The following is a 12,054-nucleotide window of genomic DNA, read 5'->3' on the forward strand; positions in this document are numbered from 1 at the left end:
GAGACACGCCATGAACATGATGTCCAGCAAGGAAGTCGGCCTCGCCGACCTGCTCAAGACCGGCGAAACGCTCAAGCAGTTCCGCGACGCCATCCTGGAGCGCACCGCTAAAACCGGCCACTACAACGGGCTCACGCGCCTTGAATTCCGCGAGCGGGACCCGATCCGCTACGAAAAGCTCTTCTCCAAGCTGCGCGGCGGCCTGGTGCATGCACGCGAAACCGCCAAGAAGATCGCCGCCAGCCCGATCGTCGAGCAGGAGGGCGAACTGTGCTTCACGCTCTACAATGCCGCAGGCGACTGCGTGCTGACCTCGACCGGGATCATCATCCACGTCGGCACGATGGGCGCGGCGATCAAATACATGATCGAGAACAACTGGGAGGCCAATCCCGGCATCCATCCCGGCGACATGTTCACCAATAACGATTGCTCGATCGGCAACGTCCATCCTTGCGACATCGCCACCATCGTGCCGATCTTCGCGCACGGCAAGCTGGTGGGCTGGGTGGGCGGCGTGACCCACGTGATCGATACCGGCGCGGTGACACCGGGATCGATGTCGACCGGGCAGGTGCAGCGCTTCGGCGACGGCTACATGATCACTTGCCGCAAGACCGGGGTGAACGACACGCCGTTGCGCGACTGGCTGCATGAGAGCCAGCGCTCGGTACGCACGCCGAAATACTGGATCCTGGACGAGCGTACCCGCATTGCGGGCTGCCACATGATCCGTGACCTGATCGAAGAAGTGATCGAGGACGAAGGACTGGAAGCCTACGAAGAGTTCTCCTACGAGGTGATCGAGGAAGGGCGGCGCGGCCTGCAGACGCGCATCAAGGCGATGACGTTGCCCGGCAAATACCGCAAGGTCGCCTTCGTCGATGTGCCATACAACCATCCGGACGTGCAGACCTCGTCGGCTTTCGCCAAGCTCGATTCGATCATGCATTCGCCTGTGGAAATGGAAATCCGCAAGGACGGCTCGTGGCGGCTGGATTTCGAGGGCGCGAGCCGCTGGGGCTGGCACTCGTACAACGCGCACCAGGTGGCCTTTACCAGCGGCATCTGGGTGATGATGACCCAGACCCTGGTGCCCACGCAGCGCATCAACGACGGCGCTTACTTCGGTACCGAATTCCATCTGCCCAAGGGTACCTGGATGAACCCGGACGACCGCCGCACTGGCCATGCCTATGCCTGGCACTTCCTGGTCTCAGGCTGGAGCGCGATGTGGCGCGGCCTCTCGCAGGCCTACTTCAGCCGTGGCTACCTGGAAGAGGTCAATGCCGGCAACGCCAACACCTCCAACTGGCTGCAGGGCGGCGGCATCAACCAGGACGGCGAGATCCACGCGGTCAACAGTTTCGAGGCGTCTTCGTGCGGCACCGGCGCCAGCGCCATCAAGGATGGGCTGAATCATGCCGCGGCGATCTGGAACCCGGAAGGCGACATGGGCGACATCGAGATCTGGGAAATGGCCGAGCCACTGCTCTACCTGGGGCGCAACGCCAAGGCCAATTCCGGCGGCTACGGCAAGTACCGGGGCGGCTGTGGTTTCGAGACGCTGCGCATGGTGTGGAAAGCGCAGGACTGGACCATGTTCTTCATGGGCAATGGCTATATGAACAGCGACTGGGGCCTGATGGGCGGCTATCCGGCCGCCACCGGCTACCGCTTCGAGGCCCACAAGACCGGCCTGAAGGAGCGCATTGCCGCCGGCGACAGCCTGCCGCTGGGCGGCGACGCCAATCCGGACCTGCCGGATTACGAGAACCACCTCAACGCCGGCGCGGTGGTCAAGCGCGACCAGCAGTGCATGACCACCGAGGACTGCTACGACAACTACGACCTGTACCTGAACTACCTGCGCGGTGGCCCGGGCTTCGGCGACCCGCTCGACCGCGAGGCGGAAGCCATCGAGCGGGACCTGAACAACGCCTTGCTGCTGCCGGAGTACGCGCAGAAGGTCTACGGCGCCGTGGCGACCAGGGATGGCAACGGCATCTGGAAGGTGGATGCCAGCGAAACGGCTCTGCTGCGCGTCGAGATCCGTAACCAGCGCCTGGCGCGCTCGCAGCCCGTCCAGGAATGGATGAAGGGCGAGCGCGAGCGGATCCTGGTCAAGCACGCCTCGACCCAGGTGCAGCACATGTTCGCCACCAGTTTCGGTCTGTCGAAGAAGTTCGAGCAGCAGTTCCGCACGTTCTGGGATCTGCCGGACTCGTGGACACTGACCGAGGACGAGCTGGACGTGCCGACCTATGGCTCCAAGTACCGCATGGACCTGTCCAAGATGCCCGACGTCAACACCGTCGTGCTGGTCGAGGAATGAAGCCCGGCCCACGCCAGCGAACACAGACATCAGGCAATACGCCACCAGAGAGGATTCAATATGTCCACCTACACCAGTGAACAGGTCAAGAACCTGGTCGACGGCAAGCTCGACTGGGACACCACCTTGCGCATGCTGTCGATGCCCAAGGATGCCGCGCGCTTCCAGCTTTATGTGGAAGCACTGCAGAAGAAGCTCGATTGGGACGATCGCATCGTGCTGCCGCTGAGCCCGCACATGTTTATCGTGCAGCAAGCCAAGACCAGGAAATGGGTGACGCAATGTGACTGCGGCCATGTCTTCTGCGACTATCGGGAGAACTGGAAGCTGCACGCCAACGTTTATGTGCGCGATACGGACGAAGCCATGGCCGAGGTCTATCCGCAACTGATGGCGCCGGATACCCAATGGCAGGTGTACCGCGAGTACTACTGCCCGAAATGCGGGACCATGCACGACGTGGAAGCCCCCACGCCGTGGTATCCGGTGATCCACGACTTCGAGCCGGATATCGAGGCGTTCTACACGGACTGGGTGAAGTTGCCGCTGCCGGAGCGCGTGGATTGATGCGCACATCGGCGCAGAAGTAATTACTTGTCCACTTTTTGGCCCGGGGACGGATCAGCCGTCCCCGGGCGGAAGGCCTGGCGGCCGTTCGATTTTCGGACGGCCGTTTCGTTTTCGGCCGGTCGCTGGCGGACGATCCGGCGCGCGCGCGGCCCGGCAGGGCGCGTGGCTGGTGGCTGGCGCGTGGCCTGGAACTTGCACGACGTAGGCAAGTCCCGGCTGGCTTTGGCGGCAGCGTCGGGAGTAGCATGCAGGAAGCGGGCTCTGGTCCCGCAAAGCAGATAAGACAAGAGAACGAGCCGGCGAACCGGCCATCCGAGCCCGCATCGAGCGGGCCCCGCAAGGAGACACGGAATGCAAGAAGCCGGCACACCGATGGATTGGTTTTCTCATCCCGACCACGACGCCAGCATCATGTCCGCCTGGGAACACTTGATCGACGGCGGTGAGGCGAGTGCCGGAGAATTGCGCTGCGTGGTCGACGATTCCTGGCGCCGCTGTCTGGTGGGCCAGGTCGATCCCGGTGCTGGCGCCGCGCCGCCACCGCTTGACGAAGGTGCCCTGAGAGCCCGGCGGGAGAAGAACGATCGCCTGCTCAGCGCCAGCCTGCCGCTGATACAGCAGACCCGCGAGTTTCTCTCCCAGACCGGCACGATCATGCTGCTGGCCGATCCCGACGGGATGATCCTCCAGCAGGAGGGCGATATGCGCATCGTCGAGCCGGCCGGGGAAGTGGGCCTGATTCCCGGCTGCGACTGGACGGAGCTCAACTGCGGGACCAATGCCATCGGTACCGCGCTGGCCTTGCAACAGCCCGTGCAAATTCACGGCGCCGAGCATTTCTGCGCCGGCATCAAGCGCTGGACCTGCTCGGCCACGGTCATCCGCGATCCGCTGGACGGTGGCGTGCTTGGGGTGATCGATGTGTCCGGCCTGGCGCAGACCTACAGCCGGCATAGCCTGGCGTTGACGGTGTCGCTGGCCGGCCGTATCGAAAGCCGGCTGGCCAAGCTGGCCATGGAGCGCCGCCTGCGCCTGCTGGATCGCTGCATGAGCCATTTTGCCTCGGTGCGCAGTGATGGCGTGCTTGTCCTCGATGCGGGCGGGCGCCTGGTCAAGGCCAATCCGCAGGCGCCAGGGGCGCTGGCACGGCTGGGTGTGAGCACGGCGCTGAACAGCGCGTTTTCCGTCCCCGGCCTGGACGCCCGTGCGGCGGGCGCGGGCTCCGGACCACTCCCCCAATGGCTGCGCCTGACCCGCTTCGAAGCGATCCGCGACAACGGTGAGATGCTGGGTTTCGTGGTGGTGATCCCTGCCGCGCCGCATCGTCTTGCAACGGGTGCTGCCGGCGTGCCGGCCGCCCGGCCGGGCCTGGCCCCGGCGTTTTCCCGGATCGTAGGCAGCGGCGCTGCCTTGCGCTCCGCCGTGGAGAAGGCGCAGCACCTGGCGCCGTCCAGGGTGCCTGTACTGCTGCTGGGCGAGACGGGTGTCGGCAAGGAACTGTTTGCGCAGGGGATTCACCAGGCCAGCGCTTGCGCGGATGGCCCGTTCGTGGCGCTCAATTGCGGGGGGCTGTCGCGGGACCTGCTCGCCAGCGAGCTCTTCGGCTATGCCGAGGGCGCGTTCACCGGGGCACGCAAATCGGGCGCGCCCGGCAAGATCGAGGCCGCCAACCGGGGAACGCTGTTTCTGGACGAAATCGGGGAAATGCCGCTCGATATCCAGCCGCACCTGTTGCGCGTGCTGGAAGAGGGGGAGATTTACCGGCTGGGCGAGAACACACCGCGCAAGGTCAGCTTTCGCCTGGTCGCCGCCACCCACCGGAACCTGCGTGACGATGTGTCCGCGGGGAAATTCCGCATGGACCTGTTCTACCGTATCGCCGTGACCAATATCGCGATACCGCCGTTGCGCGAGCGCAAGGACGATATCCCGGCCCTGGTCACGCACTGGCTGGGACAGCTATGCGAGCGCTACGGCCTGCCGGTGGCCTCGTTCGACGACGACGCTTACCGGTGCCTGCTGGCCTACGACTGGCCGGGCAATATCCGCGAATTGCGCAACGCGCTGGAGGGCTCCTTGCTGATGGCCGAAGGCGGCGTGATCACCATGGACAAGCTGCCGCTCGAAATCAGCGCGGTGGGCATGCCTGGCGCCGCCAGCTTGCCCAAGGGCCTTGCCGGCAGCGTGCCCGAAACGGTGTGCTCGCTGGAAATGGCCGAATCGGAATCCATCCGCAAGGCCCTGGCGTACAGCGGCGGCAACCTGACCAGGACCGCGTCGCGCCTTGGCATCGCGAAGAGCACGCTGTACCAGAAGATCCGCAAATACGGGTTGAGCGCGGCCCTGAGCGAAACGCGCGGCAGGGTGACATAGGGCGGCGATTCTCACCGCTTTCCGCACCTTCAGTCCTCCAGTTTCAGGCTGGCTTTCTTGACGAAGGCGTTCCAGCGTTCGTATTGGTCGCGGGCGTAGCGGTCCAGCGCCGGGCCATCGCTGGCCACGACCTCGAAACCCGCCTGGGTCAGCTTGCGGTGCGTTTCAGGGTCCGCCAGCGCGGCCTGGAACGCTTCGGTGAGCTTGCGCACCGTCGCCGGCGGGGTGCCGGCCGGGGCGAAAATGCCGATCCAGGAATAGGCCTCGAAGCCGGGAAAGCCGGATTCCGCCACGGTCGGAACATCGGGCAGGTCTGGCAGCCGCTGGTTGCCGGTGACGGCCAGCGGCTTGATCTTGCCTGCGGCAATCTGGCCCTTGAGCGCCGCATAGCTCAGCAGCGTCAGGCTTGACACATTGCCGAGCACGGCCTGCACGGCGGGCCCGCCGCCGGCATAGGGGACATGCAGCAACTCGACGCTGGCCTGGCGCTTCAGGTCCTCGGCGACCAGGTGATTCATCGAGCCAAGCCCGGTGGAGGCGTAGCTGTATTTGTTCGGCGCCTGTCGGGCGGCGTCCAGGAAGGCCCGCAGGTCTTTGCCGGGCACGGTGGGCGAGGCGCCGATGACCAGCGGGAACCGTACCGCCAGGGTCACGCCGACGAAGTCCTTGAAGGTGTCATAGGGCAGCTTGGACTTGGCGATCGGATTGATGGCGTGGGTGTCGAAGCTCACCAGCACGGTGTTGCCGTCCGGGGCGGAGCGGGCCACGTACTGGGTGGCGAGCTGGCTGGCGGCGCCAGGGCGGTTCTCGATCACCACCGGCCTGCCGGCAGCCTCGGCCAGCTTGGGCTGGATGATCCGCGCGGCGATGTCGGTGCTGCCGCCGGGCGGGAAGGTCACGACCAGTTTCAGCGGCGTTGCGCTGTCCGCCAGCGCGGGCCGGGTGGCCAGCGGCAGCAGGCAGGCCAGGAGCGCGACGCCGGCAACCAGCGCGCGTCGGTTGACGGATGCTACACGTAGGCAAAGCATGAATACCTCTCCCTTGGTCTGTTGGCGTCTGATGGCGTCCGTGACTTCTTGTGCGCGGTCCTTCCTGGCCGGCGGCCGCGCTCCCCGGCCCTGTGCCTCAGCCCATCCACTGGCTCACCGGCGCGGCGGTGTCCTGCAACTCCTGTGAAATCACATCGACCAGCGCCGGGCCATCATGCTCCAGCGCAGCCCGGATGGCCGCATCCAGCAAAGCGGGATCCTCCACCCGCCAGGCCTTCACGCAGAAGGCTTCGGCCACCCGGGCGTGGTCGGTGCGATTGAAGTCCACCGAGAAATAGCGTTTGTCGTAGCCGGCTTTCTGGCTGGCCTTGATCCAGCCGTAGACCGAGTTCGAGAACACGATCATCTTCAGCGGGATCTTGCGCCGCACCAGGGTTTCCATCTCGCCGCAGGTGAAGCCGAAGCTGCCATCGCCCATCACCGAGACGACAGTGGCGCCGGGGCGGCCGACGATGGCGCCGATGCCCGCCGACATGGAGAAGCCCAGCGCGCCATGCGCCCGGTTTGTGATGAAGTGGCGGCCGGGCCGGCTGGCATTGTAGTAGGCCGAGAAGTACGGGCATGGCGTACCGGGGTCGGCGACCACGATGGCATCGTCGGGCAGGAGGCGGTTGAGTGCATCGACCACGCGCTCGGGCTTGATGGGCGTATCGTGCGATGCAGCCAGGGGGGCGAACGCGGCCAGCTTGGCGGCACGCGCCGCGCCAGCTAGCGCCACGCCGTCGGCGGCGTCCTCCGGACGATGCGCAAGGCGGTCCCGCACGGCAGCGTTCAGCGCGCGCAAGGCCAGCAGCGCGTCGCCCACCATGCCGACCTCGGTCCGGTAATTGGCCGCGATCACCATCGGGTCGGCATCGATATGCAGGATCGGCACGCTGCGGGCGGGAAAGCGCCAGTGTTCGGTGGTGGTCGAACCGGCCCGGCATCCGATGAACAGCACCAGATCGGCCTGGGCGACGATCTCGCGGGTCGCCATGATGCCGCCGTTGGCGCCCACCACGCCGGCATTGAGCGGGTGGGTGTCGGCCAGGCTGCCCTGGCCGCTGACCGTGGTGCAGACCGGCGCGGACAGCATGACGGCCAGCGCGTCGAGTTCACCGCAGGCGCCGGAAATCACCACGCCGCCGCCGCAAATGATGACCGGCGCGCGCGCTGCCACCAGCTTTTGCGCCGCTCGCTCGATTTCCGCGGGATCCGGGGCGTAGCGCATGGCGGGGAAACGGTCGTGCCCCTGCTGGGCCCAGACGTCGGCGGCATCGACCTCGTGCTTCTGTACATCGTACGGCAGGCAGATATGGGCTGAACCCGGCTTGCCCGTGGTCATGGCGCGGAACGCGCCGCGTACCGCATCAGGAATCTGGTCGGCACGGTCGACGGTGGTATTCCACTTGGTCAATGGCCGGTAGAGTGCCTCCTGGTCCAGCTCGGTCAGCGGGTATTTGCCGCGCGAACCCACCGAAACGTCCGACGTGATGCCCAACACGGCCACGGAAGATTCATTGGCCTCGACCAGCCCTGGTAACAGGTAGGTAGCCCCGCCACCGCTCGGGCCTTCGCAAACGCCCACCTTGCCGGTAACGCGCGCATAGGCGTCGGCCATATAGGCGGCACTGCGCTCGTCCCGGGTCAGGATGTGGTCAATGCCGTGGTCCAGGCGCGCCAGGGCATCATAAAAGGGCAGGCTGGTGTCGCCGCACAGGCCGAAGACGTGCTTCACGCCGTTGAGTTGAAGCATCCGCACCATGGCTTCGGCGCCATTCATCTTAGTCATCCGGGGAATCTCCAAATCCAGGGGCCGCGCGCCGCCCTGGTTGCGGGCCGGGCGCATGCCTGTCTTCGTTGCAGTTGAGCAGGCATGTGCAAAGGATACCCATTAGAATACAGTTAAGTATACTTAAAATTGCAGCACCGGGCCGGACGTGCCACGTGCACGCGGTATGATCCAGCGCCCATCCTTTCGAAGCGAAGCAGACAACAGCATGAAGACGCCTATTTCCACCGTCAGGCGAAGACGCGGCTCCGACGTGTTCACCACGCTTCGGGAGATGGCGATTTCGTATGAACTCAGGCCTGGCGAGCGCCTCAACGAGATTGAACTGGCCGAGCGGCTGGGCGTGAGCCGTACACCGGTGCGCGAAGCGCTTACCCGGCTAGCCACGGATGGTTTCCTGGTGGAATCGAGCCGCGGCTATATGCGCCGCCCGCTCGAAATCCAGGAAATGCTGGATCTGTACGAGGCCCGTGTCGCGGTGGAGCGGGAATGCCTGCGCCTGGCGTTCGCGCGAGCCACGCCGGCCGCTATCGCGGAGATCGGCGCCTATCTCGATCGCAGCAAATCGGTCCCGCCGGATACGCCGGTGCGCGAACTGGTCGAACTCGACGAGGGTTTTCACATGCGCATTGCCGCCATGGCCGGCAATGCCGAGCTCAGGCGCATGCTCGCCAGCCTCAACGAGCGCATCCGCTTCATCCGGTGGATCGACATGGAGAACATCGGCCGCGATTCCACCCAGCGCGAACATGCCGAGATCGTGCGCGCCCTCGCGGACCAGAACTGGGAGGAGGGCGAGCGCTATCTCAGCGCGCATATCGCGTTGCGGCGCGAACAGATCGTCGAAGCCATTACCAAAGGGCTGGCGAGGATCTACTTGCCGGATGCCGCCGAGGACGCACGCTCGCCGGAGGCGCCCGCCGCGGGGCGTTGAACCTGCGATTACCTCCGAGGTAGTCGCCAGGTGGCCATCGCCATGCTGTAATACGGCCATGGACTCCCTGACCCCCAGCTCCGAAACCGCACTCGACTTCCCCGGCCTGCTGCGCTACTGGCGCGGCAAACGCGGCTACAGCCAGCTCGCGTTGTCACTGGCGGCAGGGGTCTCCCAGCGGCATATCAGCTTCCTGGAATCCGGCCGCGCCAGGCCCAGCCGCGAGATGGTGCTGGCGCTGGCCGACCGGCTCGGCGTGCCGCTGCGGCAGCGCAACCGCCTGCTGCTGGCCGGCGGGTTTGCGCCGGCCTACAGCGAGCACGGGCTGGCCGCGCCCGCGCTGCAGATGGTGCAACAGGCGGTCGCGCTGATCCTGTCCAAGCAAGAGCCGTATCCGGCGGTGGTACTGGATCGCTTCTGGAACATGCTCGATGCCAACCAGGCATACCGCCGCATGATCGGGGTACTGCTGGGCGAGCGCGCGCCATCCGTGCTGGAGGAGGGCGGCGGGCGCATCAACCTGATGCTCACCGTCTTCAATCCGGATGGCCTGTGGCCGGTCATCGAAAACGCGCGGCAGGTGGGGCGTTACCTGTTGCGGCGCGTATGGCAGGAATTGCAGACGCAGGCGCAGGACCAGACCGCGCGCGAAATCTTCAACCGGATTGCCGGATGGCATCCCGACATGGTCGGCCCGGCCGGCGTCCCGCTGTTCGATGACGAAGCCGCGGAACGCACGCCACCGCCGATGTTGCCGGTGGCGCTGGCGGCCGAAGGTTTCCGCGCCTCGCTGTTCTCGACGCTGACCACGCTGGGCATTCCGCAGGATGTCACGCTGCAGGAAATGCGCATCGAGTGCTTTTTCCCGGCCGACGATGCCTCGCGCGCCGCGCTGGAGGCGCTGTCGAAGCGTCCGTCCGAACGCTTGCCCTCCGGCGCCCACCGGGGCGTAGCTATCGGTAGCGCATGAGGTAACTCATGGCAAAGGGAAATGAACAGGATGGAAGTCGGTGACTATGGTCTATTTCCATTGAGAGAGTCCCCAAAATCCCATGGCAATTGGCTTTTTCGATTTGAGGATTTTCCTAATAATCGGGATTGGGCGATTATTGATTCAACTCTGCGGGCAGAGTGCGTGCCGCTATAGCGCCTTCGATGGGGCACCTGAAGCGAGGGACTAGCTGCCAGCCGGAAGGCGGCCGTGGCACGGTATGCGACAATGCGGGCTGTTTTTTTGGTCTACACGAGGGTCCGTCCATGTCCTTGCGCGCCTTATTCCATGCTGCCGCCGTGCTGATCGGCAGTAGCGTCTGTCTTGCCGCGTATGCCGAACCGGTTGCTGCAACGGTTCGCCCCGCCGCCGCGGGTTTATATGAGTGCCAGGCTCCCAATGGGGGTACGGTGTTCCGTTCCACGCCGCGCGAGGGTTGCGCGATGCCGGCCGCGCCGGATCCTTCGGCGCCCGACCCGCAGCGCTGGCTGCCCCTGATGGGCGCAAACGGGGTGGTCTCCTACTTTGACAAGAGTTCGGTGCGCCGCCGGGGGGCCGAGGTCGGCGTGGCCGTCATGCGTAACTCGCCGGCCGGCGTGATTCGCACCGCCAGTGGCGAACCGATCCGCTCCTCGCTCAAGCGCATGGTCTTCAATTGCGCCACGTCAATGTATGCGGTGGTCGAGCAGACGCTCTACGCCAAACGCTACGCGCGCGGCGAATCGCTCTACACCATCAGCGCGCCGCAAGCCGGCATGCCGCAGCCCGCCAACGCCGGCACCGTTGCCGGCGAACTGCTGGGCCGGTTGTGCCATTGAGGCCCTCGCCGGCGCGCCTGGACGCGGCCAATGCTGCGCCGCAGTGTCGATAGGCGTGCTGATGCGTCAACCCATCTCGACCTTGTGCCGTTGTTGGTGGTGACGAAGCGTAGGTGCCTGTGGCCGCCAAGGGCCACGGCCAGGCTTCTTTCCACAGCTGACCAGGAGGCTGATATGAAGAAGTGGATCGTGATGTTGTCGCTGGCCATGTTTGGCGCGGGTGCATATGCCCAGGCGTCGGCTCCCGCCGCCGGAGATAAGCCTGCCGCGGCAAGCTCGAGCAAGGCGACAAAGCCCGCCAAGACGAAAAAGAACCACGCGCCTTCCGATAGCGACAAGATGATGAATAAAGGCGCCTGAGCGCCGATAGCGAAAGGCGACCGGCACCCCTTGCGTCATTGCGCCACCGCGCGCATACGCTGGCCGGGCTAGTTCGCCACGCCGCCCGCGTCCGCCGCACCGCGTTACATCACGCGGTGCAGCGCGCCCGGGTACCGATGTCCAGCGGCGCCATGCGCCATTCCGGGGGGACTGGCATCGAGGCGGAACCTGATCGAGAGGCTGCGGCCTCTCTTTTTTTGCCCGGTTGTATTCACACCGGCTTCCCGTCGCAATGTCGATCCCGCGCCGCCTCGCGCAACGCCATCTGACAGCTGGTCCAACTTTCCCGAACGTCTGCTTCAGACGAGCATAGGCTTGATCCGGGTGCAGTGCACGATTTCGCAGGTGCGCCATGCGCCGTTCCAGTGCCGTACGGGTCCACGCAGCCCGCATTGACGGCGCCCAATCCATATCCTAGCGTTGCAGATTCGGACGTCGGCCCCAAATAGCAGAGCGGGGTGCAGCGGCATGCGAGACGGCGGCGAGATGCTCGCCCCCGGCTATCAAACCTGGCGGCAGCGCCAGGGAAGGGGCTGTAGAAATGGCTGAACACACAACGTGCCCTGTGCGGCACCGCGCGCTGATCCTGGGGCGTTGTCCATGTGACGCCCCGGCACGGGATCCGCGCCGAAAGCGGCGTCCGGGCGACCGGGGTTTCAAATTGTTGCAAACGTTGCCTGATCGAAACGTGACTTCCTAGGCTCGAATTGTTAAGGTTCTTTTGCGCATTGCAACAAGCCCGATACACGCTTGGTCAAGTGAAAACAATGCGCCGCAAGATCCTTATCCGTGCTTCCCGGTATCTTCGCGGTCAGCATCCCGCCGTTGCTTT

Annotated in this window: 9 protein-coding genes; 7 read left to right on the top strand and 2 right to left on the bottom strand. The window is 65.2% G+C overall.

From position 1 onward, the window contains the following. Nucleotides 1-10: 10 nt before the first annotated feature. The 3 genes from ACZY0R_RS16865 to ACZY0R_RS16875 all read left to right on the top strand — a co-directional run bounded on the left by ACZY0R_RS16865 (nucleotide 11) and on the right by ACZY0R_RS16875 (nucleotide 5,278). On the top strand, nucleotides 11-2,335 hold the full coding sequence (locus ACZY0R_RS16865) for a hydantoinase B/oxoprolinase family protein (RefSeq protein ID WP_488859441.1): 2,325 nt from the start codon (nucleotides 11-13) through the stop codon (nucleotides 2,333-2,335). Nucleotides 2,336-2,395: 60 nt separating this feature from the next. Then, nucleotides 2,396-2,902 carry an acetone carboxylase subunit gamma gene (locus ACZY0R_RS16870; protein ID WP_045239753.1) on the top strand — a complete coding sequence of 169 codons (507 nt, stop codon included), beginning with the start codon at nucleotides 2,396-2,398 and terminating at the stop codon, nucleotides 2,900-2,902. 354 nt (nucleotides 2,903-3,256) lie between these two features. After that, nucleotides 3,257-5,278 carry a sigma-54-dependent Fis family transcriptional regulator gene (locus tag ACZY0R_RS16875; protein WP_488859442.1) on the top strand — a complete coding sequence of 674 codons (2,022 nt, stop codon included), beginning with the start codon at nucleotides 3,257-3,259 and terminating at the stop codon, nucleotides 5,276-5,278. Nucleotides 5,279-5,307: 29 nt separating this feature from the next. Here ACZY0R_RS16875 and ACZY0R_RS16880 read toward each other — a convergent pair whose 3' ends face one another. Then, nucleotides 5,308-6,306, bottom strand: a complete 999-nt coding sequence (locus ACZY0R_RS16880) for a tripartite tricarboxylate transporter substrate binding protein (protein WP_488859443.1) — start codon at nucleotides 6,304-6,306, stop codon at nucleotides 5,308-5,310. Between the two features lie 97 nt (nucleotides 6,307-6,403). Then, nucleotides 6,404-8,098, bottom strand: coding sequence for a thiamine pyrophosphate-binding protein (locus ACZY0R_RS16885; protein ID WP_488859444.1), 1,695 nt, complete (start codon nucleotides 8,096-8,098; stop codon nucleotides 6,404-6,406). Nucleotides 8,099-8,306: 208 nt separating this feature from the next. Between ACZY0R_RS16885 and ACZY0R_RS16890 the strand changes: the two genes are divergently transcribed. The 4 genes from ACZY0R_RS16890 (at nucleotide 8,307) to ACZY0R_RS16905 (ending at nucleotide 11,201) form a co-directional block, all read left to right on the top strand. After that, nucleotides 8,307-9,032: a GntR family transcriptional regulator gene (locus ACZY0R_RS16890; protein ID WP_488859445.1), complete on the top strand. Its 726-nt coding sequence runs from the start codon at nucleotides 8,307-8,309 to the stop codon at nucleotides 9,030-9,032. Between the two features lie 58 nt (nucleotides 9,033-9,090). Next, nucleotides 9,091-10,002 carry a helix-turn-helix domain-containing protein gene (locus ACZY0R_RS16895; protein ID WP_488859446.1) on the top strand — a complete coding sequence of 304 codons (912 nt, stop codon included), beginning with the start codon at nucleotides 9,091-9,093 and terminating at the stop codon, nucleotides 10,000-10,002. A gap of 287 nt (nucleotides 10,003-10,289) precedes the next feature. After that, nucleotides 10,290-10,841: a surface-adhesin E family protein gene (locus ACZY0R_RS16900; RefSeq protein ID WP_488859447.1), complete on the top strand. Its 552-nt coding sequence runs from the start codon at nucleotides 10,290-10,292 to the stop codon at nucleotides 10,839-10,841. A gap of 174 nt (nucleotides 10,842-11,015) precedes the next feature. After that, the gene (locus tag ACZY0R_RS16905) at nucleotides 11,016-11,201 is read left to right on the top strand and encodes a hypothetical protein (protein ID WP_045239759.1); all 186 of its coding nucleotides are present in this window, start codon (nucleotides 11,016-11,018) and stop codon (nucleotides 11,199-11,201) included. Nucleotides 11,202-12,054 lie beyond the last annotated feature (853 nt).

This window comes from Cupriavidus sp. F041 (assembly GCF_057814235.1).